This window comes from Bradyrhizobium yuanmingense (assembly GCF_900094575.1).
GTDB classification, from domain to species: Bacteria; Pseudomonadota; Alphaproteobacteria; order Rhizobiales; family Xanthobacteraceae; genus Bradyrhizobium; species Bradyrhizobium yuanmingense.
On sequence record NZ_FMAE01000010.1, the window covers coordinates 203,071 to 228,887 of the forward strand.

The following is a 25,817-nucleotide window of genomic DNA, read 5'->3' on the forward strand; positions in this document are numbered from 1 at the left end:
CGTCTACTCCGCCAGGCTCGGCAGATCGAGCCCCTTGTCACGAGCGCACTCGATCGCGATGTCGTAGCCTGCATCGGCGTGGCGCATGACGCCGGTGGCGGGATCGTTCCACAGCACGCGCTCGATCCGCTTCGCAGCCTCGGGCGTGCCGTCGGCGACGATCACCATGCCCGCGTGCTGCGAGTAACCAATGCCGACGCCGCCGCCATGGTGCAGCGACACCCAGGTCGCACCGCTGGCGCAATTGAGCAGCGCGTTGAGCAGGGGCCAGTCGGAGACGGCGTCCGATCCATCCTTCATCGCCTCGGTCTCGCGATTGGGGCTCGCCACCGAGCCACTATCGAGATGGTCGCGGCCGATCACGATCGGCGCTTTTAGCTCGCCACGCGCCACCATCTCGTTGAAGGCAAGACCGAGGCGATGGCGATCGCCGAGGCCGACCCAGCAGATGCGTGCCGGCAGGCCCTGGAATTTGATGCGCGCCTTTGCCATGTCGAGCCAATTGTGCAGATGCTTGTCGTCAGGCATCAGCTCCTTGACCTTGGCATCGGTCTTGAAGATGTCCTCGGGATCGCCCGACAGCGCGGCCCATCGGAACGGACCAATACCGCGGCAGAACAGGGGACGGATATAGGCGGGCACGAAGCCGGGGAAATCGAACGCGTTCTTCAGGCCCATGTCCTGCGCCATCTGGCGGATGTTGTTGCCGTAGTCGAGCGTCGGAATGCCCTGGGCGTGGAAATCCAGCATGGCCTGGACATGCGCGACCATCGACGTCTTCGAGGCACGCTCCACTGCCTTCGGATCGGACGCGCGCTTGGCTTCCCATTCGGCAAGCGTCCAGCCCTTCGGCAAGTAGCCGTTGATGGGATCGTGCGCGCTGGTCTGGTCGGTGACGATGTCGGGCTTGACGCCGCGGCGCACCAGCTCAGGGAAGATCTCCGCGGCGTTGCCGAGCAGGCCGACCGAGACCGCCTTGTTCGTCTTCGCAGCGTCCGCCATGATCGCGAGCGCTTCATCAAGCGTTGCGGCCTGCCGGTCGAGATAACCGGTCCGCAGGCGCATCTCGATGCGGCTCGGCTGGCATTCGACCGCAAGCATCGAAGCGCCGGCCATGGTCGCCGCCAGCGGCTGCGCGCCGCCCATGCCTCCCAAGCCGGCCGTGAGAATCCATTTACCGGCGAGGCTGCCGCCGTAATGACGCCGACCGACCTCGACGAAGGTTTCATAGGTGCCCTGCACGATGCCCTGGCTGCCGATATAGATCCAGGAGCCGGCCGTCATCTGGCCGTACATCATCAGGCCTTGGCGATCGAGCTCGTTGAAATGATCGAGCGTCGCCCAATGCGGCACGATGTTGGAATTCGCGATCAGCACGCGCGGTGCATCGGCATGGGTGCGGAACACGCCGACCGGCTTGCCGGACTGCACCAGCAGCGTCTGGTCGGCTTCGAGCTTGCGCAAGGCCGCAACGATCCGGTCAAAACTCTCCCAGTCGCGCGCGGCGCGGCCGATGCCGCCATAGACGACGAGCTCGCTCGGGCGTTCCGCGACGTCAGGGTCGAGATTGTTCATCAGCATGCGCAGCGGCGCTTCCGTGAGCCAGCTCTTGGCGCTGATGTCGCTGCCGCGGGGAGCGCGGATGGTACGGTCATTGTCCAGACGGCGGTTCATGCGGGCCTCTTCAGACGAGTCTCGGAAACGGATCGGTGGGAAGCTGGGCGAGCGCAGCAGCTGGAAGCGCATCGGCTTCGATCAATGCAGCGGCCTTGGCCAGATCACCGGCCATGTAGCGATCGGCGCCCAGTGCGGGCACCTGCTCACGCAACGCGGCAATGACGGCGACCAGCGGCGCACTGGTTGCGTGCGGCGCGCGCAGCGTGATGCCCTGAGCGGCGACCAGAAGCTCGATGCCGAGGATGGCGGCGAGATTGTCGGCCATGTCGGACAGGCGCCGCGCAGCATGCGCGGCCATCGAGACATGATCTTCCTGATTGGCGCTGGTCGGCGTCGAATCGATCGAGCAGGCGAGCGCACGCTGCTTGTTCTCGGCATAGAGCGCGGCCGCCGTCACCTCGGCGATCATGAAGCCGGAATTGAGGCCGGGATCGGGGGTGAGGAACGGCGGCAGTCCGAAATTGAGCGCGGGATCGACCAGCGTCGCGATGCGCCGCTCGCTGATTGCACCGATCTCCGACAGCGCCAGCGCCAGCGCATCTGCGGCAAACGCCACCGGCTCGGCGTGGAAATTGCCGCCGGAGACGATCTCTCCGGTCTCGACCAGCACCAGCGGGTTGTCGGTGACGGCATTGGCCTCCACGATCAGCGTGCGCGCGGCCTGCGTGATCAGATCGAGCGCAGCACCGGCAACCTGTGGCTGGCAGCGCAGGCAATAGGGATCCTGCACGCGCTCATCACCCTCGAGATGCGACATACGGATGTCGCTGCCGTCGAGCAACGCATTCAGCGTCGCAGCCGCCGCGATCTGGCCGGCATGGCCACGCAGCGCCTGGATTTCGGGCCGGAACGGTGCCGTTGACGCCATCGCCGCGTCCACCGACAGCGCACCGGTCACGAGCGCGGCGCGGGCGAGGCGAAATGCGCGCAGCACGCCCGATAGCGCGTAGGCGGTCGAGAATTGCGTGCCGTTGATCAGCGCGAGGCCTTCCTTGGGCCCAAGGGTCAGCGGCGTGAGGCCGGCGGCGACGAGTGCCTCGCTGCCGGACACGATCTTGCCATCGATGATCGCCTGCCCTTGGCCGATCATCACGGCCGTCATATGCGCAAGCGGTGCCAGATCGCCGGAGGCGCCGACCGAGCCCTGCTGCGGCACCAGCGGATAGACGCCACGGGCCAGCATGTCCTGCAACTGCTCGATCACCGCGCGGCGCACGCCGGAAGCGCCGCGGCCGAGCGAGACGATCTTGAGCGCCATCATCAGGCGGACGATGGGCTCCGGCGTCGGCTGGCCGACGCCGCAGCAATGCGAGACGATGAGGTTGCGCTGAAGCAGCGCGGTCTGGTCTGGCGGAATGCGCTTCGACGCGAGCTTCCCGAAGCCGGTGTTGATGCCATAGACGGGGACGTCGGCCTGCGCGGCCTGCGCAACGATCAGCGCAGCCGCATCGACACGCGGCCAGAACGAAGGATCGAGCACGACGGGAGCACCTTCGAGCACGCGCGCGAGATTGTCGAGGCTCACTGTTCCCGGCTTGACGACGATCGCTGTCTCCTGCTCCGTCACTGCCCCCTCCATACCCGCTTGTGCAGCGGATTGAAGCCGATGCGGTAGACCAGCTCGGCCGGCCGCTCGATCTCCCAGATCGCGAGGTCGCACCATTTGCCGGTTTCCAGTGTGCCGATCTCGTTCAGCAGGCCGAGCGCCCGCGCGCCTTCACGGGTAACGCCGGCGAGGCACTCGGCCACATTCATCCGGAACAATGTCGCGCCCATGTTCATCGCGAGCAGCAGCGAGGTCAGTGGCGAGCTGCCGGGATTGCAGTCGGTCGCCAGCGCCATGGGAACGTTGTGCTTGCGGAACGTCTCGACCGGCGGCTTCTGCGTCTCGCGAATGAAGTAGAACGCGCCGGGCAACAACACCGCCACCGTGCCGGCCCTCGCCATGGCGGCGGCACCGGCTTCGTCAGTGTGCTCGAGATGATCGGCCGAGAGCGCCGAGAATTTCGCGGCAAGCGCGGCGCCGCCGAGATTCGAGAGCTGGTCGGCATGGAGCTTGACCGGCAGTCCAAGTCCCCTCGCCGTTTCGAACACCCGCGCAGTCTGCTCGGCGGAGAATGCGATGCCCTCCATGAAGGCATCGACGGCATCGGCGAGGCCCGCGTTTGCGATCGCCGGCAGCATCTCCTTGCAGACGAGATCGATGTAACCATCCTTGTCGCCCCCCGCCTCGACCGGCAGCGCATGCGCGCCCAAGAACGACGTGCGGATCGTAACAGGCCGCTCACGGCCGAGGCTGCGCGCAGCCGCGAGCTGGCGCATCTCGGTTTCTGTGTCGAGGCCGTAGCCGGACTTGATCTCGACCGTAGTGGCGCCCTCAGCCGTCAGCGCGTCGAGCCGCGGCAGCGCGCCTGCGACGAGCTCGGCTTCGCTCGCCTTGCGCGTTGCCGCCACAGTCGAAACGATGCCGCCGCCGGCGCGCGCGATCTCCTCGTAGCTCGCCCCTTTCAGGCGCAGCTCGAATTCATGCGCGCGGTTGCCGCCATAGACCAGATGGGTATGGCAGTCGACGAGACCAGGCGTGATCCAGCGCTCCTTGCAATCGATCCGCTCGATAGCGTCTGCATCGGCGGGAAAATCCGCTTTCGCGCCCGCATAGGCGATGCGACCGCCGCGTGCGGCGATGAGACCATGCTCGATCTCGCCAAGATCGGGACGATCGACCCGCATCGTCGCGAGGCGGGCATTGTGCCAGATCCGGTCGAAGCGCTCTGCCATGCGGGTATCCCTTCGCCCTGGGGATGCTTGACTTATATGTCTAGACATATAATCGTAAGACGGTTCTGTCCAGCCGGCGTGTAGATCATGACCCGACTGCATTTCGCTTCCGCGCTCCTGCCTTCCGGCTGGGCCAATGACGTGCAGGTGGTGATCGCCGCCGGCGCGATCGCCGCGGTGACGCCGGGCGTGGCGCCGTCCGCCGGCGACGAACGCCATGCCATCGCGCTTCCCGGACTTGCGAGCCTGCACAGCCACGCCTTCCAGCGCGGCATGGCAGGCCTTGCCGAATTGCGCGGCGATTCCACCGACACGTTCTGGACCTGGCGCGAGACGATGTATCGCTTTGCGCTGGCGATGACGCCCGACGACGTCGCGGCTGTGGCGACGCTGCTCTATGTCGAGATGCTCGAGCAGGGTTTTACCCGCGTCGGCGAATTCCACTATCTGCACCACGACCGCGACGGCTCGCCCTACGCTGACCCCGCCGAGATGGCCACGCGGATTGCACAGGCGGCCGAAGCCTCGGGCATTGCGCTGACGTTGTTGCCGACTTTCTATGCGCATGGCTCGTTTGGAGGCGCAGCGCCGCATGCCGGGCAGCGCCGCTTCATCTGCTCGGTCGATCAGTTCGCCGCATTGATGACGGCCTCGCGCCAGGCGATCAGCGCCTTGCCCGGCGCCAATATCGGCATCGCTCCGCACAGTTTGCGCGCGGTCACGCCGGACGATCTCGCCGCGATCCTTCCGCTCGCCGAGGGCGGGCCGGTGCACATCCATGCCGCCGAGCAGGTGAAGGAGGTCGAGGATTGCCTCGCCTGGTCGGGCCGGCGTCCGGTGCAATGGCTGCTGGAGCACGCGCCTGTCGATCGGCGCTGGTGCCTCATTCACGCGACCCACATGACGAGTGAGGAAGTGACGGCTTTCGCCAAGACGGGCGCGGTCGCCGGCCTTTGCCCGATCACGGAGGCGAGCCTCGGCGACGGCACTTTCTCGGCGCGGGAGTTTGTTGACGCCGGCGGCTTTTTCGGCGTCGGTACCGATTCCAACGTGTTGATCGGCGCCGCAGACGAGTTGCGCCAGCTCGAATACGGCCAGCGGCTCAAGCACCGCCAGCGCAACGTCCTCTCCGGCGGCGCAGGTCGCTCTACGGGACGCTCGCTGTTCGACGGGGCGCTCGCCGGCGGCGCGCGGGCGCTGGCGCAGCCGACGGTCGGCCTCACACCCGGCGCGCGCGCCGACATCATCACGCTCGACACGGCGCATCCATCGCTGGCGGGACGCGCGCAGGATGCCGTCATCGACGGCTGGATTTTTTCTGCCGGCGGCGCCGCCATCGATTGCGTCTGGGCCGGGGGCAACAAGGTGGTCGAGCGCGGTCAGCATGGATTGCGCCAAGCCGCACGCGAACGCTTCAACGCATCGATGCGGAGGCTCGTGGCATGAGCCTCGTCACCGATGCCGACAGGCCGACGCTCTACAAGCGCATCCGCGCCGACATCGAGCAGCGCATCCTGACCGGCGAATGGCCGCCCGGCCATCGCATTCCCTTCGAGCACGAGCTGGTCGCGCGCTACGGCTGCTCGCGCATGACCGTGAACAAGGCACTGTCTGAGCTGGCGCAGGCCGATCTGATCGAGCGGCGGCGCCGCGCCGGCTCGTTCGTGCGCCGGCCGCAGCATCAGTCGGCGGTACTCAAGATCGCCGACATCCGCGCCGAGATCACCGCGCTTGGCCGCAGTTACGGCTACGAGCTGATCGGCCGCAAGCTGCGCGCGGCGACGGCCGCCGACCGCGACCGGCTCGGCGTGAAGAAGGCCAACAAGGTGGTCGCGATCACCTGCCGGCACAGCGCCGACAAGGTCCCGTTCGCGGTCGAGGACAGGCTGATCGATCTCTCGTCCGTTCCTGACGCCGCAACCGCGGATTTCTCGCGCGAGCCGCCCGGCTCCTGGCTGCTTCACCATGTCCCATGGACCGAGGCCGAGCACACGATCAGCGCCATCGTCGCGGACGACCGCGCGGCGGAAGCGCTCGCGATCGCCGTCGGCGCCCCCTGTCTCGTGATCGACCGCTATACCTGGCGCAGCGCACGCACGATCACCGCCGTGCGCCTGCTCTATCCCGGTGACTCTCACCGCCTTGTCGCGCGATTCAAGGGTGGCTGAGAGGATATGTCGGCACAAATCGTGCAACGCTTCGCGGAACCGCCCATATGGGCCGGCAGAGATCAACAGGACGTCAAACCATCGATCGGCAAGAGGACGATAATCATGCGTAGTTCGACAGTATTTGCGACAATCATTGCTCTCGCGGCCTCCACTCCGGCGCTCGCCCAGGACGTCAAGGTCGGCATCGGCATTTCCGGGTGGACCGGCTTCGCGCCGCTGACGCTGGCGAAGGAGGCCGGCATCTTCAAGAAAAACGGCCTCGACGTCACCATCAAGAAGATCCCGCAGAAGGACCGCCATCTCGCCATCGCCTCCGGCGACATCCAGTGTGCGGCGACCACGGTCGAGACCTGGATCTCCTGGAACGCCAACGGCGTCGCCACCAAGCAGATCTTCCAGCTCGACAAGAGCTATGGCGCCGACGGGATGGCCGTGCGCAACGACATCGCCGCGATCAAGGACCTGAAAGGCAAGACCGTCGCCGCCTCCGCGCCGGGCACCTCGCCCTACTTCGCGCTGGCCTGGATGCTGAAGAAGAACGGCCTCACCACGAAGGACGTGACGGTGGTGAACCTCGAGCCGGCGGCTGCGGCGCAGGCCTTCGTCTCCGGCCAGAACGATGCGGCGATGACCTATGAGCCATACTTGTCGACCGTGCGTGCCGCGCCCGACAAGGGCAAGATCATCGCCACCACGCTGGACTATCCGATGGTCATGGACACGTTCGGCTGCACGCCGAAGTTCCTCACCGACAATCCCAAGGCCGCCAAGGCGCTCGCCGACAGCTATTTCGAGGCGCTCGAGACGATCGCCAAGGACCAGGCCAAGTCCTACGAGATCATGGGCGCCGACGTGAAGCAGACCGGCGAGCAGTTCGGCAACTCGGCGAAATATCTGCGCTGGCAGGACAAGGCCGCGAACCAGAAGTTCTTCGCGGGCGAGTTCCTGACCTTCAACAAGGAGGCCGCCGAGCTCCTGCTCGAGATCGGCATCATCAAGGCCGTGCCAAAGGTCGAGGACCTCTACGACGCGAGCTTCATCAAGTAACGTTCTCCAAGCTGCCGGTTCCGCCTCAGGCGGAGCCGGCGCACCATTCGGATACAGTTTGATGCGTCCCCTGGATCCCGTGACATCGAAGCAACGTGCGGCATATGGCCTGGCGTTCTTCGTGCTGTTCGTCGCCCTCTGGTCGTGGGCGACGTTCGGCGGCCATGTGTCGAAGACCTTCCTCGCCAATCCGCTCACCATGATGCAGGAAGGCCTTGAGCTGCTCACCAAGCACGGCTTCCTGTTCGACATCGGCATGACGATCTGGCGCGTCGTCGGCGGCTTCGCACTCGCGGCGGTCATTGCGGTGCCGCTCGGCGTGCTGATGGGCGCCTACAAGCCGGTCGAAGCCTTCCTCGAACCCTTCGTCTCATTTGCACGCTATTTGCCCGCCTCGGCCTTCATCCCGCTGCTGATCCTTTGGGCCGGCATCGGCGAGCTGCAAAAGCTGCTCGTCATCTTCATCGGCTCGGTGTTCCAGGTGATCCTGATGGTCGCGGTGACGGTCGGCGCCACCCGGCGCGATCTGGTCGAGGCCGCCTATACGCTTGGCGCCAGCGACCGCGGGATCATCCGCCGCGTGCTGCTGCCTTCCTCCGCGCCGGAGATCGCAGAAATCCTGCGGCTGGTGCTGGGCTGGGCCTGGACCTACGTCATCGTCGCCGAGCTGATCGGCTCGTCCTCGGGCATCGGTCATATGATCACCGACAGCCAGGCGCTGCTTAACACCGGCCAGATCATCTTCGGCATCATCGTGATCGGCTTGATCGGCCTGATCTCGGACTTCCTGTTCAAGGCGTTCAATGCCTGGCTGTTTCCCTGGAAGCTCGCATGACCATTCTTAAGGTTGAGCAGGTCTCGCGCACCTTCCCCGCGCGTCACGGCAACGCGCCGACCAGGGCGCTGGAGCCGACCGATCTCACCATCGGCAACAACGACTTCGTCACCATCCTCGGTCCCTCCGGCTGCGGCAAGTCCACGCTGCTGCGCATCGTCGCCGGCCTCGACCGTCCGACCGGCGGCCGTGTCACGCTCGACGGACGCGAGGTGACCGGCCCGGGCGCCGATCGCGGCATGGTGTTCCAGTCCTACACGCTGTTTCCCTGGCTGACGGTGCGCGAGAACATCGCCTTCGGCCTGCGAGAGCGCGGCGTGTCCGAGGCGGAGCGACACAAGATCGCCGATGCCTTCATCCGCCAGGTCGGCCTGTCCGGTTTCGAAAACCATTGGCCCAAGCAACTCTCCGGCGGCATGCAGCAGCGCACCGCGATCGCACGCGCGCTCGCCAACGACCCGAAGATCCTGTTGCTCGACGAGCCGTTCGGCGCGCTCGACAACCAGACCCGCGCCCTGATGCAGGAGATGCTGCTCGGGATCTGGGAACGCGACCAGAAGACCGTGCTGTTCGTGACCCACGATATCGAGGAAGCCATCTTCCTCGGCAGCCGCGTCATAGTCATGAGCGCGCGCCCCGGCCGCATCAAGGCGGACATTCATGTAGACCTGCCGCATCCCCGCTCCTACAAGATCAAGACCACGCCGGAATTCGTCCAGCTGAAGGAACGGCTGGTCGAGGAGATCCGAACCGAGGCGCTGAAGGTTGCCGAACATGCCTGACGCTCGTGCCGACGGACATCGCGTTCTCGCCGACCTCCATGCACTGCGTGCCTTCGGCGCCTACAAGACCGGCGTGCACAAGCCGACCTTCTCCGAGCCGCACAAGCTGTCGCTGGAGTGGCTCGTCCAGAAGCTGCCCGAGGCCGAGCTCTCCGCGACGATTGACGGCATCGGCAATGTGTTCGGGACGAGCTCGAAGTCCGGACCGAAACTGCTGGCGGGCTCGCACCTGGAAAGCCAGAACTATGCCGGCTGGCTCGACGGCCCGCTCGGCGTCGTCTATGCGCTGGAGGCGGCGCGCGTGCTCAATGCCGACGCTTCGGTGAACGGCGCGGTCGAGGTCGCCGCCTGGTGCGACGAGGAGGGACATTTCGGTAATTTCCTCGGCTCGCGCTCCTATGTCGGACAGGTGACCGAGGCCGACATCGACGCCGCGCGCGACCGCACCAGCGGCCGCAGCATGCGCGATGCCCTTGCCGACATGGGGCTGGCGGGGCGTCCGCGCATCACCGCCGAGCCGGGACGGCACGTCGGTTATCTCGAGGCGCATATCGAGCAGGGCGACACGCTCGAAAGCGGGCGCCTGGCGATCGGCGTCGTGACGTCCATCGTCGGCATCTGGCAGTACCAGATCAACTTTGCCGGCGAGCAGAACCATGCCGGCACCACGCGCATGGCGGTGCGCAAGGATGCCGGCCTTGCGCTGGCCAAGTTCTGCGTCGCGATCGACGAGCGTTTCCCCGCCGCCTGCGGCCCGCGCACGGTCTGGACCACCGGCCGCATCACGCTCGATCCGGGCGCGCCGAGCATTATCCCCGGTGGCGCCGAGATGCTGTTCCAGATCCGCGACGACGACCCGCCTGTGATCGCGCGGCTGGAGCAATTGCTGCGGACCATGGCGGACGAGGCCAGTGCCAACGGCACCTGCACGGTCAGCGTGACGAAGCTGCGCACCGGCGCACCCGCGATGATGAACGCGAGCTTTCAGGACGCGATCGAGGCCGCGAGCAAGGCCGTCGCCGGCGGCCGGTCCATCCGCATGCCGAGCGGCGCCGGCCACGATGCGCAGATGCTGGCGACCGTCATGCCCGCCGGCATGCTGTTCGTGCCGTCGATCGGCGGCATCAGCCATCACTGGACCGAGAACACGGCGGATGCCGATATCGTGACGGGCGCAGAGGTGTTCGTCGAGGCGTGCCGGCGGATCCTCGGGGGCTAGGTCGAGGCATGCAGCCGTTGAGCGCCTGCCACGACCATTCGAGCAGGGCTCTGCCATAAAGCCGCGGCAATCCTCGGGCCTGTCGACCGTCTCCTCCCCTGCTTTCCCGGAGTTCCCATGTCTTCTGCCGACCGGCCGGCAACCCGCCTTGCCACCCGGCTTGCCTTCCTCGTTGCGGGCTTCGGCATCGCGTGCTGGGCACCCCTGGTGCCGTTCGCGAAGGCGCGGCTCGCCGTCGACGACGGAGTTCTCGGCCTGCTCCTGCTCAGCCTCGGCATCGGCTCGGTCGTGGCGATGCTGCTGACCGGCGTGCTCAGCGCGCGCTATGGCAGCCGGCCGATCATCGTCGCGGGCGGGATCGGTCTGACGCTGGTGCTGCCGCTGCTGGCGGTCGCAAGCTCGCCGCTGTCGCTGGCGCTGGCGCTGCTTGCGTTCGGCGCCGCGCTAGGCTCGATCGACGTCGCCATGAACATCCACGCCGTGGAGGTGGAGCGCGCCGCGCGACGCCCGCTGATGTCCGGCTTCCACGCCCTGTTCAGCATCGGCGGCTTCGCCGGTTCCGCGCTGATGACGGCGCTGCTCTCTCTGCAGCTCGGCGCGCTCGCCTCGACGTTGATCTGCTCCGTGCTGATGCTGATCGCGATGCTCGTGACCTGGCCGCGCCTGCTTCGATCGGTGCAGGTGCAGGAAGGCCCATTGTTCGTGCTGCCGCATGGATCGGTGCTGCTGCTGGCGCTGCTCGGCGCCATCACCTTCCTGGTCGAAGGCGCGATGCTCGATTGGGGCGCGCTGCTCGTGATCGGCGCCGGGCTCGTCAGCGAGGCCCAAGGCGGCATCGGCTACATCGTGTTCTCGATCGCGATGACGATCGGCCGGCTTAGCGGCGACGCCATCGTTGCGCGCATCGGAGACCGCACGACATTGCTGTGGGGCAGCCTCATCGCGATCGCCGGCTTCGTGGTGCTGCTCACCGCGCCCGTGGCGGCGGTCGCCATCGCCGGATTCCTGCTGATCGGGCTCGGCGCCTCGAACCTCGTGCCCGTGCTATTCCGCCGGGCGGCGCAACAAAAGGTGATGCCCACGGGACTTGCGGTCGCGGCGATCACGACGGCCGGCTATGCAGGCGTCCTGCTGGGCCCTGCCGGCGTCGGCTTCGTCGCACAGCTCGGCGGACTGCCGCTGGCATTCTGGCTGCTCGCTGCCTTGATGGGTCTCGTCACGTTGACCGCCCGGACCGTCACCGCGGAGCAGCGCCGGACCTTGCATGTCGATGCGTGACCGGACTCGCGTCGGCTTTGACCGATGAGGAGGTGGACCGCCACAGCCGGCGAGCCACCTTCTTCAGGCTCTAGCCTCCGACTGCCGCAGCGCGCCGCGGCAGCTTCCAGCCCGGCCGGATGAAGTGGCAGGTGTAGCCGTCAGGATAACGTTCGAGATAATCCTGATGCTCGGGCTCGGCCTCCCAGAACTCGCGCGCGGGCGCGACCTCGGTCACCACCTTGCCGGGCCACAGGCCGGACGCCTCGACGTCGGCGATGGTGTCTTCGGCAATCCGCTTCTGCTCCTCGCTGGTGTAGAAGATCGCCGACCGATAGCTCGTGCCGATATCGTTGCCCTGACGGTTGAGCGTGGTCGGATCATGGATCTGGAAGAAGAACTCCAGCATGGTCCGGAAGCTGGTCCTGGCCGGATCGAACACGATCTCGATCGCTTCGGCATGGCCTTCGTGATTGCGGTAGGTGGCGTTCTTGACGTGCCCACCGGTGTAACCGACGCGGGTGGAGATCACGCCCGGCTGCTTGCGGATCAGATCCTGCATGCCCCAGAAGCAGCCGCCGGCCAAAACTGCGCGTTCCGTCGTCATGTGATGTGCTCCCAATGATCGCTCAACAGCTTGTCCATCATATAGGCTTTCGGCCGCCCGGCCGAAAGCCGCGCGTTGACGCCCACGCGGTGGCCTGGACCGGATGGACCGGAAGCAGGCGCGCGCCCTAGACCAGCTTGGCGTCGAGCGTGATGGCGGCGTTGAGCACCTTGGACACCGGGCAGTTCTTCTCGGCCTCGCCGGCGAGCCGGGCGAAGCCGGCATCGTCGAGACCAGGCACCTTCGCCCGCAGGGTCAGGGCGGATTTGCTGATCTTGAACCCTTGCCTTCGGGCTCGAGCGTAACGGCGGCTTCGGTCGACAGCTCGTCCGGCGTGAAACCCGCCATCTGCAGGCCGAAGGCTAGCGCCATGGTGAAACAGCCGGCATGGGCCGCGGCGATCAACTCTTCGGGATTGGTGCCCTTCTCGTTCTCGAAGCGGGTCTTGAATGAATAGGGCGTCCCGGCGAGCACGCCGGATTCGCTCGACAGATGGCCCGTGCCATCGCGACCAGTGCCCTTCCAGACTGCTGTTGCCTTGCGGATCATCTAAAGGTCTCCTTGCTTTGCCCAAACCGGATCGAACGCGCGGATCGGCGGTAGATTGCCGGTGAACTTCTCCACCTCGACGGTCGTCAACTGGCCGGTGCAGCCCTGCGCCAGGGACGAGGTGCCGACGTCGCGGGTCAGCACGTTCGGATTGCCGTGAACGCAGAGCGGCGCCTCGTCTTCCGGATCCATCGGATCGTACCACGCGCCGGTCGGCAGCTGAACCACGCCGGGCGCGATGCCATCGGTAACGCGGACCGCGGCGAGGCAGGCACCGCGCTCGTTGAACAGGCGGATGATGTCGCCGTCCTTGATGCCGCGCGCCTGTGCATCGACCGGGTTCATGCGCGCGACCTCGCGGCCGCGATGCTTCGAGCCCAGCGAATGTCCGCCGAAATCGAGCTGGCTGTGCAGGCGCGTCACGGGCTGGTTGGCGACGAGGAAGCACGGTGCCCCCGGCTTGGGAACATCGCTCTTGTCGAGCCAGACCGGATGTCCGGGACAATCCGCATCACCGTGCCCTGCGATCTTGGCCGAGTAGATCTCGATGCGTCCGCTCGGCGTCGGCAAAGCGTGATTGATGGGATCCTCGCGAAAGCGGCGTAGCCGGCCGCCGTCATCGGGCTGCTGCGGCACGACCAGGCTGCCGCGCGCCCAGAATTCTTCGAAGCTCGGCGCTTCGAGGCCGCGCTTGGCAAGCGATGCGCGGGTCGGCTCGTAGAGATGCTCCAGCCATTGCCGCGACGTGCGCCCTTCGGTGAACGACTCGCGCGCCCCAAGACGCTCGGCGAGATCGGCGAAGATATCGTAATCGTCACGCGCGAGCCCGAACGGCTCGGCGATCCGGTGCATCGCGACCATCAGGGGATCGTTGGTGGAATAGCCGATGTCCTCGCGCTCCAGCGTCATCGTCGCGGGCAGCACGATATCGGCGTGGCGGGCGGTGGCGGTCCAGGCGAGCTCGTGCACGACCAGCGTGTCCACCTTCGCGAAGGCCTTGCGCAGGCGGTTGATGTCCTGATGGTGATGGAAGGGATTGCCGCCCGCCCAGTAGACCAGACGAATATCCGGATAGGTGCGCGTCTCGCCGTTGTAGCGATATGTGGTGCCGGGATTGAGCAGCATATCGGCGATGCGCGCCACCGGAATGAAATCGGCAACGCCGTTGCGGCCCTGCCCCAGCGTCGGTCCCGGCACGTCGTTGACGCGGCGGCCGTAATAGCCGATCGCACCCAGCGAATAGGCATAGCCGCCGCCGGGAAGGCCGATCTGGCCGAGGGCCGCCGCCAGCACCATGCCCATCCACACCGGCTGCTCGCCATGCTCGGCGCGCTGCAGCGAATGGGAGACGGTGACGAGCGCGCGCTTTCCGGCGAGACGCCGCGCCAGCTTGCGGATCGCATCCGCACTGACGCCTGAGATCGCGGCGGCCCATTCGGCGTGCTTGGCTTGCCCGTCGCTCTCACCGTTGAGATAGCGCAGGAAGATTGCCCAGCCCTCGGTGTAGCGGTCGAGGAAGGCCTGGTCGTGCAGCTTCTCACTGACCAGCGTATGGACGATGCCGAGCATCAGGGCGGTGTCGGTGCCGGGCACGCAACTCATCCATTCGGCGCCGGCCTCGACCGGCAGATCGTCGCGCAGCGGGCTGACCAGGATGAACTCGCAGCCGCGCGCCCGCGCCGCCGCCATGGCGCCGCGCTCGACATGCTTGCTGATCGAGCCGCCGGCCACCATGGAGTTCTTCAGCGCCATGCCGCCGAACGCCAGCACGATGTCGGTCTCGGCCGCGATCTGCTCCCAGGTGACGTTGCGCTTGGTGATGTCCTCGTAGCCGGCCAGGATCTGCGGCAGCAGCATCGAGGACGCACCGGACGAATAGGTGTTGACCGAGCGCACATAGCCGCCCAACGCGATATTGAGGAAGCGATGCACCTGGCTCTGGGCGTGATGGAAGCGCCCGGCACTCGACCAGCCATAGGAGCCGCCGAACACGGCGCCGGGTCCGCGGTTGTCGCGAATGCGGCCAAGCTCGTCGCCGAGGAGATCCAGTGCCTTCTCCCAGCTGACGGAGACGAACTCGTCACGGCCGCGGCGATCGTCCGGGCCCGGCCCGCGCTCGAGCCAGCCGCGGCGGATTGCCGGCTGGGCGATGCGCGCCTGGTGGCGGAGCGCGCCCGGAAAATTGTCGATGATGCCGTTCGGATCGGGATCGCCCGCATAGGCCCTGACCTCCAACCCGGCCGCGCTCTGGCGCGCGGAGAACACGCCCCAATGCGAGGTGTGCGGCTTGAAGCCGTCCGACAGGTCAAGACCGGGGTCGGGGAAGCCAATCGTATCGTCCATCTCTGATCCTTGTTCCGGCGGCGTCGGCAGGGTGGTAATATACCGATCCGCTCCGGACGTCGTCGAGATCAGGGTTGACGGGAACGCTGGCCTGCCCCGCGCAAAGCCAGCCTCAAGGCCGTTGACACTCCCGAGCGCCGTCGAGCGCGTCATGTCGCTCGTTTTGGCGCCGACGCTGCATCATCCACGTGCGCAGCAATCGACCAGCAGATTCCAGATCCGCTGCGTCTCTTCTCTCTTGTTCGCCTCCGGCACGTTCTCCGCGCTCGACCGATCGAACGCGGCGATGGTGTGGGGTTGGCGAGGCACGATCCACCGCTCCGAAATCGGGTCGTACCATTTGCCGATATTCTCAGTCACGTCGGTCGACTCACAGGTTGACAGGCTCGGGCGATGCGCCCCGCGCGGTCCTCGTTGGAGCCCGTGTGGCGCCACCCGATTCACCAATCAGGAGATCGCATGTTCGTTCCCAGCCCGCCGGCGTCAGCCCGGCCGGGCCGGATGCAGCGTGCGCGGATGCCGCTCGTGCAGCAATCGCGCCAGCTCCTCACGCTCGGTGTCGCGGCCCTTCATCGCGGTCTCGAACAGTGCCTCCTGGATGTCGCGAGGCATGTCGCCCCATACGTCCATCGCCGCACGTCCGAGCAGGCCCACAAAATGATCCACTCCATCGCTCATTCGGCTCTCCCGATCTGCACACGGGAATGGAACAGCGGCGGCAGCTCCGCGTTCCACTGCCATCATTGTGAAAAGGAGACGTCTTTTATGGGATTCTTCACCAAGGACATCCAGTCGATGGAAGACCTGCTGCTGCACGGGCTCCAAGACATCCACTACGCGGAACAGCAGATCCTGAAGGCGCTGCCGAAGATGATCGACAAGGCCACCAACAGGGATCTCGTCGCTGGGCTGAAGGCGCATCTGGAAGAGACCAACAAGCAGGTCGAGCGCCTCGACAAGGTCTTCGCCAAGCTCGGCAAGGAGCCGAGCGGCACGCATTGCCCGGCCATCGACGGCCTGATCAAGGAAGCCGACGAGACCGCCGGCGAGATCGAGGACAAGGCCGTGCTGGACGCCGCGATCGTCGCCAACGCACAGGCGGTGGAGCATTACGAGATGTGCCGGTACGGCACGCTGATCGCCTGGGCGGAAGAGCTCGGCCACGACGACATCGTGCGCTTCCTCACCACCAATCTGAACGAAGAGAAGGCCGCCAACACCAAGCTGAACACGGTGGCCCTGCGCAAAGGCGTCAACGCCAAGGCGTCCAGCGCTGCGTGATTGAAAGCGACTGATTGAGAGTGGCGGCGCCGGTAGTGCGGTGCCGCCACGGTGCTCGCCTGGATCAGATGAACGGCTTGCCGCCGGTGACGGGCAACGTCGCCCCCGACGTGTAGCTCGAAAGCGGATCGGCCAGCATGACATAGGCCGTCGCGAGCTCGGCCGGCTGGCCGGCGCGCTGCATGGGCACCTGCTTGCCGAAGTTCTTGACCCTTTCCTCCGACATGGTCGAGGGAATCAGCGGCGTCCAGATCGGCCCCGGGGCCACCGCATTGACCCGAATGCCCTTCTCGGCCAGCATCTGCGCAAGCCCGCCAGTGAAATTCTGGATCGCACCCTTGGTCGTGGCGTAGGCCAGCAGGCTCGGATTCGGCATGTCGGAGTTCACCGAGGCCGTGTTGATGATCGCGGAGCCCGGCCGCATGTGGGGGACGGCGGCTTTGGCCAGATAGAACATGGCGTGGATGTTGATCTCGAATGTCCGCCGCCATTCGTCGTCGCTGATATCCGCGATGTCCTTGAACGTCGCCTGATGGGCAGCGTTGTTGACGAGGATGTCGATGCCGCCGAGCTCCTCGACGGTGCGACGCACGATGGCGCTGCAATGTTCGGGATTGCTGATATCGCCCGGGATCAGGACGGCCTTGCGTCCCTCCCGCTCGACCAGCGCCTTGACCTCGGCCGCATCCTCGTCCTCGTTCAAATAGGAGATGACGATATCCGCGCCTTCACGCGCATAGGCGATCGCCACCGCGCGGCCGATGCCGCTGTCGCCGCCCGTGATGATGGCCTTCTTTCCGGCAAGACGGCCGGAGCCCTTGTAACTCTCCTCGCCGTGATCCGGTCGCGGCTGCATGGCCCGCGTCGAGCCCGGCATCGGCTGCTGCTGCGCAGGATAAGGCGGCTTTGGATAATTGGTCATGGACAACTCCCGGCGTTTGCTGCGCTAACGGAGCGCCGCCGGAAGTGTTCCTGGCGTTGATTCCGTCATCGCACAGCGTGGCCGCACCCCCAGAGATCCGATTACGACGTCATCTCTCACACACCGTCCGAGCGGGTGTGACGATAGGCTTGCCGGGCTCCGCCCACAGGAACCCATTCGAGAACGGCGCGCCCGGATAGGCTGCAGCAAGCCGGCGGTTGCCGCCGTCGACGTCGTCGCGACCATCCAATGCCTGGCGATCGTTCAACGCACCCTCCTGTTTCTCGCGAATGCCGGGCTGCCCCAGCGGCTTGCGGAACTCTCGGCTAGAAAAACTCCCGCGGATCGCTCACCATGGCGTCACCCTTGAGGACCATGTTGCGGAGAGCATCTTGAAACTCGCAGGTGTTTTAAAGTGCGCTAAGATATCTCAAGCAATCGGACACGGGCTTGACACCTGTAGCCAAATCGAACGAGCGGATTTTCGGTCTCCTGAGCGCAGCCGGCGTGTTCTGCATCTGGTCCGGCTTTCTCGTCTTCTCGAGGGCCGGCATGCAATCCGGCCTGACACCCTTCGATTTGACCGCACTTCGGTCCCTGGTCACCGGCCCCCTGGTTCTTCCGTTCGCCAAGGCCTGGTGACCGCGCCACCTGCCGCTGCACGCAATCCTGTCGATGTCAATTTGTGGTCCCGGCGCGCTATAGAGCATTCTGATGTACTTTGGGTTGAAGGGGGCGTCGGCGGCATACGGGGGAGCGTTCGCCAACGGCTCGCTGCCGATCTTCACCATTCTGCTGGGATTGCTTGTCGCACGGCGCGTGCCGTCCCAGCGGCAACTCATTGCAGTTCTCATTCTGCTCGTCGGCGCAGTGCTCGTTGCCATTCCGGGCATGCGCGCCGGCGGCAACAGCGTGGCATCGGCCATCGGGTTCTTCCTCGCAGCGTGACGATGCCGCTTCCGTTCGGATTCGTCGCGTCTGTGCGCTCAGTGCTGCCGCTCGCTACCTACCTCGCAGACATTTCACGGCGGCAGGCTGCGAGCATATAGCGTATCGTCGAAACTTTCTGCAGGGCGGACCGCTAGATCAGATTGGTCATTCTCAGTAGAGCCTCGTGCGGTATCCTTCTTCCATCGTCTTCTCGGCCTCTTCGACCGCGATGGCGACAGTCTGCTCGGCGATGATCCGGCCGAGCGTCGGGAAACTGTTGCGCTCGACCTGAGCAGCCGGATTCCAGAGCTTCGAGCGCATCAGCGCCTTGCCACAATGAAAATAGGTCTCCTCGACATGGATCTTCAGCCCGATGATTGGGACCACGTTCTGCACCGCGAGCGGCGTCAACAGCTCGGCATCCTGCGAGATCTCGGCGCGGCCATTGACGCGCAGGGTCTCGTTGATCCCCGGCACCAGGAAGATCAGGCCGATGCCAGGGGAAGCGATGATATTGCCGAAGGTGTCGACGCGGTTGTTGCCGCGCCGGTCCGGGATCAGCAGCGTCTTGTCGTCGAGCACGGCGACGAAGCCCGGCGCGTCGCCGCGCGGGCTTGCATCGGCATGACCGTTGCCGTCGCTGGTGGCAAGGACGAGGAACGGGGAAAGCGCGATGAAGTCGCGACAGAACCTGTCGAGATGGCTGAGAACCTTCTTCTCGGCGAGCGGGCTGAGCTGCCCGAAATGCGCGCGCAGATCCTCTTGCGTCTTGACCGGCGGCTTGCCGCCTGCACCCTGGCTGCCCATTCGCGAACCTCCCTTTTTGCGGTGAGTTTCCTTCTTTCGGCTAATTGGCCTCGATGCCGCACCAGCTCGCGGTGAACAGCGCAAGCGCCTTGGTGACGCGCTTGACCGAGGCGAGATCGACGCGCTCGTTGAAGCCGTGCGCGCCTTCCATCGTGGCGCCGAAGCAAAACGCAGGCACGCCAAAATCGAGACCATAGAAGCGCGCATCGGTCAGTGCGGTTGACGAGAAGCTGGTCAGCTTGCGGCCGAACACATGCTCGTAGACCGGAGCGAGAACCGCCTCGCTTTCCTGAATCTCCGTCGCCTCGTAGCCCGGCGACAGGAAGCCGGACCAGACGATCTCCGGCGGATTGTTGGCGAGGAATGGATGCGAGCGCGCCGCCTTGGCGACGAAATCCACGATCTCGGCCTGGGCGTCGGCGATCTTCCAGCCGGGCAGCACACCAATGCGGCAATCGACATCGCACCAGGCGGGCACACTGGAGGCCCAGTCACCGCCCTTGATGATTCCAGGATTGAAGTTGAGCGGATGCTCGACCGATTTGAACGAGGGGTGCGTCTTCGCGCGCTCGTTCCATTCGGCCTCGAGACCTTCGAGCTTCTGGATCAGGTGGATTGCAGCCTTGATCGCATTTGAGCCGGTGCCGGCGCGTGCGACATGGACTGGTATCCCGCGCACTTTCAGGCGGAACCAGATCACGCCGACCTGGGCACGCATCAGCTTCTCGTCGGTCGGTTCGGGCAGGATGCAGACATCGGCACGATAGCCGCGCTGAAGTGTGGAGAGCGCGCCGAGACCGGTGCTCTCCTCCTCGATCACCGATTGCAGGTGGATGCGGCCCTTGGGCCTGTAGCCCGCGGCCTTGATCGCATCGAGCGCGTAGAGCGCCGAGATGGTACCGGACTTCATGTCGCCGGCGCCGCGACCATAGAGCCAACCGTTCTCGATCACCGGCTGAAACGGTGGCCGCTCCCACATGTCGAGCGGACCTGCCGGCACGACGTCGCAATGGCCCTGAAGGATCAGTGAGCGGCCCTCTTCCCTGGCCGGCCGGCAGGTGCCGACGACGGAGCGGGCACGCGAGAAATCGGTCTCGACCGGACCATAGCCCGGCAGCGCCTTCAGATCGTCCTGGTTGATGACCCAGTCATCGACCTCGTAGCCGCGATCGCGCAACAGCTTTGCGAACATGTCCTGACAGGGCGCCTCCGCCGCGCGCGTGCTCGGGATTGCCGTGAACGCGATCGTGGTGTCGATCTGCTCGTCGAAGGCGGCATCCACAGCGGCCTCGATGCGCTCGCGCGCGCCGGCTGGAAGGGGACGGCTGTCGGTCATGAACTCATCCTCGCTGTCGATAGTGCGCCGGTCACGCTGGCAAAGCCCGGCTGGTCGAAGAAATCGCGGCCCGGAATCGCATCGAGCAGCTCGCGTGTGTAGGCGGCTTGAGCGGCCGTGAAAACGTCCGCGGTCGCGCCCTCTTCAACGATGCGCCCCTTCTGGAGCACGATGACGCGGTCGGCGATCTCCGCGGCGATCCGCAGGTCGTGGGTGATGAAGATCATGGCGAGCTTCATCTCCTGACGGAGCTCGGCAAGCAGCGCCAGCACCTGAGCCTGGACGGAAACGTCGAGCGCCGACACGGCTTCGTCGGCGATGAGCACGCGCGGCTTGAGTGCCAGTGCGCGCGCAATACAGATGCGCTGGCGCTGGCCCCCAGAGAATTCGTGGGGATAACGATCGGCGGCGACGGCGTTGAGGCCAACTCGCACCAGCAGCTTTCTCGCCTGCTCCATCGCTTCCGTGCGCGACGTGCCAAAGGCCATTGGTCCGCGCGCAATGGCATCGCCGACCTTCTGGCGCGGATCGAGGCTCGCAAACGGATCCTGGAACACGATCTGGAGCTGTTTTCGCGCCTGGCGGAGCGCCTCGCCGCGGAGCTGGCGCAGATCCTGGCCGTTGAAGCGGATGGCACCGCCATCCGGCTCGGTCAAACGCATGATCATGCGCCCGAGCGTCGACTTGCCGGACCCGGATTCGCCGACGACGGCGAGCGTCTCGCCCTCGTACAAGGTCAGCGAGATGCCGTCGGCCGCGACGACCTCGCGCGGCGGCTGCAACAGGCCGCGCTTGACCCGGAATGTCTTCTCAAGACCGATGACTTCGAGCAGCGGTGTAGGATGGACCGCGGTGCGGCGGATCTCGTCGAGCCGCGCCTTCGGAACGGCATCGATCAACTCGCGGGTGTAGTCAGCCTTAGGACTGCGCAGGACTTCCTCGACCGTCCCCTGCTCCACCACCTTGCCGTGACGAAGCACCACGACGCGGTCGGCGACATCGGCAACGACGCCAAAATCATGGGTGATCAACAGCACGCCCATGCCGCGGTCGCGTCGGAGATCGTCGATCAGGCGCAGGATCTGACGCTGGGTGGTGACGTCGAGCGCTGTGGTCGGCTCGTCAGCGACCAGGAGCGCCGGACGGTTGGCCATCGCCATCGCGATCATGACGCGCTGGCGCTGGCCGCCGGACAGCTCGAACGGATAGCTCTTCTCAAGCAGCTTTGGATTTGGCAGCCCGACCTGCGTCAGGAGCTGCTGCACGCGTTCGTGCACCTCAATTGCCGACGGCATCGGCTTCTGATGGGTGAGGATCATCTCCTCGATCTGCCTGCCAACCCGCTTGAGCGGGTTCAGCGAGGATAACGGCTCCTGAAAGATCATCGCGGCTTCGCCGCCGCGCAGGCGGCGCAGCGCCTGCCGGTCGAGCTTTGCCGGATCTTGTCCTGCGACAGTCACGGCGCCCGCGGCAATATTGACGCTCTTCGGCAGCAGCGACAGCACCGCATGGGCAATCATCGACTTGCCCGAGCCGGACTCGCCGACGAGACAGACGACCTCGTTGGGCTTGACCTCGAAGGAGACGTTCTCGACCGCGAACGGGCGATCGCCGCCTTCGGGCAGCGCGATCGAGAGCCCCTCGACCGACAGAACGGGTGCCTTGGCTTGCACGGCCTCGCTCATGACCGGCGCCTCGATACACGCGGATTGAGCACATCGGAGAGACCTTCGCCGAACAGGTTGATGGCAAGCACGGTGATGAGGATCGCGAGCCCCGGAAACACGCTCATCCACCAGGCATTACGGATGACGGTGCGGCCGGCTCCGATCATGAAACCCCAGGACATCAGATTGGGATCGCCAAGGCCCATGAAGGACAACGCGCTTTCGAGCAGGATGGCGGTGGCGACCGTCAGGGAGGTCACGACCAGGATCGGCGAGATCGCATTGGGCAGGATATGGCCGAGCACGATCTGCAAGGTGCCCTCGCCCTGGCACAGCGCGGCTTCGACGAACTCACGATTGCGCAGGCGCAGGAACTCGGCGCGGGTGAGCCGCGCCAGCGGCGGCCAGCTCACGGCGCCGATGGTCAGGATGATCGTCAACAGCGACGGGTTGAAGGTCGCGACCAAGAGGATCGCGAGCACGAAAGCGGGGATGGTCTGGAACAGCTCGGTCACCCGCATCAGCACGAGATCGACCTTGCCGCCGAAATAGCCGGAAATTGCGCCGATCGTGACGCCGATCACCATAGCCGCCATGGCCGAGGCGATGCCGATGACGAGCGACACGCGGGCACCATAGGCAACGCCGGCCGCGACGTCGCGGCCGAGCGTGTCGCCGCCGAGCAGCAGGCCGTCCTCGCCGGGCGGCGTGAACGGCGCGCTGACCATTTCCCAGGGCGAGACCGGAAAGACGATGGGCGCGATGAGCGCGATGACGACCACGACAAGCAGCACGACGAGGCCGACCATGCCGCTAGGATGACGCAGGAAGGCGCGAACCGCATCCATCACGCAGCTCCTGTCGTCATGCGGGGATCGATCAGCCTGTAGATCAGGTCGGTCAGCAGATTGAGCACGATGACCACGATCGACAGAATGAGAAAAATGCCGAGCAGCAAGGGATAGTCACGCTGGAGCAGCGCATCGAAGGTCAGCCGGCCGAGGCCCGGCCAGGCGAACACCGTCTCGATGACCACGGCGCCGCCGACCAGCGCGCCGGCCTGCATGCCGGCCACGGTGACGACGGGCACCAGCGCGTTGCGCAGCATGTGCCCGACCACAATGCTGGGCCCGGACAGGCCCTTGGCGCGCGCGGTCTTGATGAAGTCCTGCTGGGCGACCTCGATGATCGAGGACCGCATCAGCCGGGCATAGATCGCGAGATAGATTGCCGCCAGCGAGGTCACCGGCATGATCATGTGCTTGGCGATGTCGAGCGCATGCTCCAGCGGCGAGAGCTTGACGTTGATGGTCTCGTAACCGAACGGCGGCAGCCAGCCGAGTGTCACGGAGAAGACCAGCACCAGCATCAGCCCCAGCCAGAACACCGGCGTCGCATAAAGCACCAGCGACAGCACGGTGAAGACCGTATCGAGCACGCTGCCCGCCGCCAGCCCCGCGAGCGCGCCGAGGGTCGTGCCGATCAGCAGCGCGAGGCAGAAGGCCGTCACCGTCAACAGCAGCGTCGCCGGCAGCCGTTCCAGGATGAGATCGACCACCGCACGGCGCTGGCGGTAGGAATAGCCGAGGTCGAGCCTGACGACGCGGCCGAGATAGCTTGCGAGCTGCACGGCGTAGGGCTTGTCGAGCCCATATTCCTTGCGCAGATCTTCCAGCAGCTTCGGATCGGACGCGCCCGATTGGCCGGCCATGACCTGGGCGGGATCGCCAGGGGCGGCCCGCACCAGCACGAAGTTGAAAGTGGCGATGAGGAGGATGACGGCGACGAGCTGGGCAATCCGGCTCAGTGCCATCAGCCCGATCGTCGCCGCGCTGCCGAGACGGATCACGATTTGTAGACCGACCCGAAGGTTTCGTGCGAGCCGATGCCGGTCGACACGATGTTCTTGAACGCCTTGTCGTAGATGATGGGATATTCGAGCTCCAGCGTCCAGGCGACCGGCACGTCCTCGACCAGGATCTGCTGCACCTTGGAATAAAGCTCCAGTCGCTTGGCCTCGTCGAGCGTGACGGCGGCCTCGTCGAAAAGCCTGTCGACCTCAGGGTTGGAATAGCCTTCGGTGTTCGAGAATAGGATGCCTTTCTTGATGTTCGACGACACGTAAGTGCGGGAGACGCCGAGCGCGGGATCGCCGAGCTGGTAGAGCAGGTTTTGGGTCATCTCATAGTCCCAGTTGCCGACCTTCTCGGCCCAGCCGGCCATGTCGGTGCCGACGAGGACGAGATCGATGCCGACGCGGGCAAAGCTCTGGCGGAAGAACTCGCCGGCGCGCTGATAGGATTCGCCGTAAGGCGGCACGATGTATTTGATCTCTGCGCGCTTGCCGTTGGTGTCGGGCTTCAGCCCCATCTCGTCGAGCAGCGCCTTGGCCTTGTCGATCGAATAGTCGTAGCGCTTGACCTTGCCGTCGTAGAATTTCGTCTTGGACGAGATCGGGCCGGTCGCGACCTTGGCGCTGCCGAAATAGACCCGCTTGGCGAGCGCGTCGCGGTCGATCAGGTGCATCACCGCCTGCCGGAAGCGCTTGTCGTTCATCGGCGCGATACGGTTGTTCATCTCGAGCCACTGGTGCGGCGCGAAATACTCATAGCCCTTGGTGGTGACTTCGAGGTTCTTCTGCGCCTTGAAGCGCTGCACGTCGAAGAACTCGACGTCGGTCCATTGCGCGAGTTGCACCGTGCCGTTCTCCAGCGCCAGCGCGCGCGATGCCGAATCCGGGATGATGCGGTAGATGATCTCGTCCAGGTACGGCTGGTCCTTCAGATAGTATCCTTCATGGCGCACCAGATGGACATGCGAGCCGCGCACCCATTCCTTCAGCTTGAATGGGCCGGTGCCGATTGCCTTGTCGTTCAGCGGGTTCTTGCGGTAGTCGGTGCCTTCATAGATGTGCTTTGGCACGATCGGCGCCGAGGTGCAGTCAAAGCAGCCGAGGAACGGCGCAAAGGGCTGCTTCAGCTTGAACACGACGGTGAGCGGATCGGGCGCCTCGGCCGAAGCGACGCGCGCAAAATTCTGCCGCGCGCGCGGATGCGTCTCGGTCAACACCTTCATGCAGCTGAACACGACGTCCTCGGACGTCATCGGCTTGCCGTCGTGGAAGGTGATGTTGGGAAACAGCTTGAACGTATAGGTCAGCCCGTCCGGCGAAATCTCCCAGGACTGCGCCATGCCCGGCATCGGCTTGAGGTCAGCGCCATATTTGAGAAGACTCTCGTAGATCTTGCCGCCGAGCGTCAGCGTCGGCTGCTGCTGGTTGAAGGCGGTGACCAGCAGCGGCGGCTCGGGCTGGATGATGGTGTTGAGTGTTCCACCGCGGGTCTGGCCGGCCGCTCGCGTGATGCCGAAGGGGATAGCGGCGCCGGCGGCCAGCATGGCCTGGGTGAATTCGCGTCTGTTCATCGAGCTCTCCGTGTCGCATATCGGCGTGAGAAGGACCTTGCCAGACGCCGTATTCGGCTTTGACGAATCTGGCCGGCGCGAGCATTGTTGCCAAACGCCCTGTCCCGCGCTACCTGATCGGGGACAAGAACCATCGCGATCGGGCCATATCTGGCCCGGAAGATGCATAAGAGCCTTGCAGAAAAG

Annotated in this window: 25 protein-coding genes and 1 pseudogene; 10 read left to right on the top strand and 16 right to left on the bottom strand. The window is 65.5% G+C overall.

Annotated features, from left to right (window positions below):
* Positions 1 to 3: 3 nt before the first annotated feature.
* Genes hutU through hutI form a run of 3 tightly spaced genes read right to left on the bottom strand, consistent with a single transcriptional unit; the run spans position 4 to position 4,455 of the window.
* Positions 4 to 1,674 carry a urocanate hydratase gene (gene hutU, locus GA0061099_RS31740; RefSeq protein ID WP_036029338.1) on the bottom strand — a complete coding sequence of 557 codons (1,671 nt, stop codon included), beginning with the start codon at positions 1,672 to 1,674 and terminating at the stop codon, positions 4 to 6.
* A 10-nt stretch (positions 1,675 to 1,684) separates the two neighbouring features.
* A complete protein-coding gene (gene hutH, locus GA0061099_RS31745) occupies positions 1,685 to 3,244 on the bottom strand; it encodes a histidine ammonia-lyase (RefSeq protein ID WP_036029422.1) in 1,560 nt (519 codons plus the stop codon).
* Complete coding sequence (gene hutI, locus GA0061099_RS31750; RefSeq protein WP_036029336.1) at positions 3,241 to 4,455, bottom strand: imidazolonepropionase; 1,215 nt, start codon at positions 4,453 to 4,455, stop codon at positions 3,241 to 3,243. The genes hutH and hutI overlap by 4 nt, the downstream gene beginning before the upstream one ends.
* A gap of 87 nt (positions 4,456 to 4,542) precedes the next feature.
* On the opposite strand from hutI, the gene GA0061099_RS31755 reads away from it, so the two are divergent.
* From GA0061099_RS31755 to GA0061099_RS31785, 7 genes are all read left to right on the top strand, one after another.
* The gene (locus GA0061099_RS31755) at positions 4,543 to 5,901 is read left to right on the top strand and encodes a formimidoylglutamate deiminase (protein ID WP_036029335.1); all 1,359 of its coding nucleotides are present in this window, start codon (positions 4,543 to 4,545) and stop codon (positions 5,899 to 5,901) included.
* Positions 5,898 to 6,623, top strand: coding sequence for a histidine utilization repressor (gene hutC / locus GA0061099_RS31760; protein WP_074448225.1), 726 nt, complete (start codon positions 5,898 to 5,900; stop codon positions 6,621 to 6,623). The genes GA0061099_RS31755 and hutC overlap by 4 nt, the downstream gene beginning before the upstream one ends.
* Before the next feature lie 105 nt (positions 6,624 to 6,728).
* On the top strand, positions 6,729 to 7,673 hold the full coding sequence (locus tag GA0061099_RS31765; protein ID WP_036029324.1) for an ABC transporter substrate-binding protein: 945 nt from the start codon (positions 6,729 to 6,731) through the stop codon (positions 7,671 to 7,673).
* A 61-nt stretch (positions 7,674 to 7,734) separates the two neighbouring features.
* Positions 7,735 to 8,508, top strand: a complete 774-nt coding sequence (locus GA0061099_RS31770; RefSeq protein ID WP_036029322.1) for an ABC transporter permease — start codon at positions 7,735 to 7,737, stop codon at positions 8,506 to 8,508.
* Positions 8,505 to 9,290, top strand: a complete 786-nt coding sequence (locus tag GA0061099_RS31775; RefSeq protein ID WP_036029320.1) for an ABC transporter ATP-binding protein — start codon at positions 8,505 to 8,507, stop codon at positions 9,288 to 9,290. The genes GA0061099_RS31770 and GA0061099_RS31775 overlap by 4 nt, the downstream gene beginning before the upstream one ends.
* Positions 9,283 to 10,509, top strand: a complete 1,227-nt coding sequence (locus GA0061099_RS31780) for a Zn-dependent hydrolase (protein WP_036029318.1) — start codon at positions 9,283 to 9,285, stop codon at positions 10,507 to 10,509. Before GA0061099_RS31775 ends, GA0061099_RS31780 begins: the two co-directional genes overlap by 8 nt.
* Positions 10,510 to 10,626: 117 nt before the next feature.
* Positions 10,627 to 11,787 (top strand): MFS transporter, encoded by a 1,161-nt coding sequence (locus tag GA0061099_RS31785; RefSeq protein ID WP_036029316.1) that lies wholly within the window; start codon positions 10,627 to 10,629, stop codon positions 11,785 to 11,787.
* 70 nt (positions 11,788 to 11,857) lie between these two features.
* Here GA0061099_RS31785 and msrA read toward each other — a convergent pair whose 3' ends face one another.
* The 5 genes and pseudogenes from msrA to GA0061099_RS31810 form a co-directional block, all read right to left on the bottom strand.
* Positions 11,858 to 12,373 (bottom strand): peptide-methionine (S)-S-oxide reductase MsrA, encoded by a 516-nt coding sequence (msrA, locus tag GA0061099_RS31790; RefSeq protein WP_036008049.1) that lies wholly within the window; start codon positions 12,371 to 12,373, stop codon positions 11,858 to 11,860.
* Between the two features lie 127 nt (positions 12,374 to 12,500).
* Positions 12,501 to 12,922 (bottom strand): annotated as a pseudogene (locus tag GA0061099_RS31795) (OsmC family protein).
* Positions 12,923 to 15,265: a molybdopterin guanine dinucleotide-containing S/N-oxide reductase gene (locus GA0061099_RS31800; protein WP_036029312.1), complete on the bottom strand. Its 2,343-nt coding sequence runs from the start codon at positions 15,263 to 15,265 to the stop codon at positions 12,923 to 12,925.
* Positions 15,266 to 15,445: 180 nt separating this feature from the next.
* Positions 15,446 to 15,625 carry a hypothetical protein gene (locus GA0061099_RS31805; RefSeq protein ID WP_036008060.1) on the bottom strand — a complete coding sequence of 60 codons (180 nt, stop codon included), beginning with the start codon at positions 15,623 to 15,625 and terminating at the stop codon, positions 15,446 to 15,448.
* A 123-nt stretch (positions 15,626 to 15,748) separates the two neighbouring features.
* The gene (locus GA0061099_RS31810) at positions 15,749 to 15,943 is read right to left on the bottom strand and encodes a hypothetical protein (RefSeq protein WP_036029310.1); all 195 of its coding nucleotides are present in this window, start codon (positions 15,941 to 15,943) and stop codon (positions 15,749 to 15,751) included.
* A gap of 87 nt (positions 15,944 to 16,030) precedes the next feature.
* On the opposite strand from GA0061099_RS31810, the gene GA0061099_RS31815 reads away from it, so the two are divergent.
* On the top strand, positions 16,031 to 16,546 hold the full coding sequence (locus GA0061099_RS31815) for a YciE/YciF ferroxidase family protein (RefSeq protein WP_036008066.1): 516 nt from the start codon (positions 16,031 to 16,033) through the stop codon (positions 16,544 to 16,546).
* Positions 16,547 to 16,610: 64 nt separating this feature from the next.
* Here GA0061099_RS31815 and GA0061099_RS31820 read toward each other — a convergent pair whose 3' ends face one another.
* Together GA0061099_RS31820 and GA0061099_RS39445 are read right to left on the bottom strand one after the other, a co-directional pair.
* Positions 16,611 to 17,468, bottom strand: a complete 858-nt coding sequence (locus tag GA0061099_RS31820; protein WP_036029308.1) for an SDR family oxidoreductase — start codon at positions 17,466 to 17,468, stop codon at positions 16,611 to 16,613.
* Positions 17,469 to 17,577: 109 nt separating this feature from the next.
* Positions 17,578 to 17,736 carry a hypothetical protein gene (locus tag GA0061099_RS39445; RefSeq protein WP_193375209.1) on the bottom strand — a complete coding sequence of 53 codons (159 nt, stop codon included), beginning with the start codon at positions 17,734 to 17,736 and terminating at the stop codon, positions 17,578 to 17,580.
* Positions 17,737 to 17,918: 182 nt separating this feature from the next.
* Between GA0061099_RS39445 and GA0061099_RS40470 the strand changes: the two genes are divergently transcribed.
* Entirely contained in the window at positions 17,919 to 18,110 is a 192-nt protein-coding gene (locus GA0061099_RS40470) for a hypothetical protein (protein ID WP_141697698.1), read from the top strand.
* Positions 18,111 to 18,182: 72 nt separating this feature from the next.
* Positions 18,183 to 18,416, top strand: coding sequence for a hypothetical protein (locus tag GA0061099_RS31825; RefSeq protein ID WP_036008072.1), 234 nt, complete (start codon positions 18,183 to 18,185; stop codon positions 18,414 to 18,416).
* A gap of 153 nt (positions 18,417 to 18,569) precedes the next feature.
* On the opposite strand, the gene GA0061099_RS31830 is transcribed toward GA0061099_RS31825, so the two are convergent.
* The 6 genes from GA0061099_RS31830 to GA0061099_RS31855 are packed head-to-tail and all read right to left on the bottom strand — an operon-like array spanning position 18,570 to position 25,631.
* Positions 18,570 to 19,205, bottom strand: coding sequence for a pyridoxamine 5'-phosphate oxidase family protein (locus GA0061099_RS31830; RefSeq protein WP_036029306.1), 636 nt, complete (start codon positions 19,203 to 19,205; stop codon positions 18,570 to 18,572).
* 40 nt (positions 19,206 to 19,245) lie between these two features.
* A complete protein-coding gene (locus GA0061099_RS31835; RefSeq protein WP_036029305.1) occupies positions 19,246 to 20,541 on the bottom strand; it encodes an ArgE/DapE family deacylase in 1,296 nt (431 codons plus the stop codon).
* The gene (locus tag GA0061099_RS31840; RefSeq protein WP_036029303.1) at positions 20,538 to 22,226 is read right to left on the bottom strand and encodes a dipeptide ABC transporter ATP-binding protein; all 1,689 of its coding nucleotides are present in this window, start codon (positions 22,224 to 22,226) and stop codon (positions 20,538 to 20,540) included. Before GA0061099_RS31840 ends, GA0061099_RS31835 begins: the two co-directional genes overlap by 4 nt.
* Positions 22,223 to 23,056 carry an ABC transporter permease gene (locus GA0061099_RS31845; protein ID WP_036029301.1) on the bottom strand — a complete coding sequence of 278 codons (834 nt, stop codon included), beginning with the start codon at positions 23,054 to 23,056 and terminating at the stop codon, positions 22,223 to 22,225. Before GA0061099_RS31845 ends, GA0061099_RS31840 begins: the two co-directional genes overlap by 4 nt.
* Positions 23,056 to 24,057: an ABC transporter permease gene (locus tag GA0061099_RS31850; RefSeq protein WP_036029298.1), complete on the bottom strand. Its 1,002-nt coding sequence runs from the start codon at positions 24,055 to 24,057 to the stop codon at positions 23,056 to 23,058. The genes GA0061099_RS31845 and GA0061099_RS31850 overlap by 1 nt, the downstream gene beginning before the upstream one ends.
* Positions 24,054 to 25,631 carry an ABC transporter substrate-binding protein gene (locus tag GA0061099_RS31855; protein WP_036029296.1) on the bottom strand — a complete coding sequence of 526 codons (1,578 nt, stop codon included), beginning with the start codon at positions 25,629 to 25,631 and terminating at the stop codon, positions 24,054 to 24,056. The genes GA0061099_RS31850 and GA0061099_RS31855 overlap by 4 nt, the downstream gene beginning before the upstream one ends.
* Positions 25,632 to 25,817 lie beyond the last annotated feature (186 nt).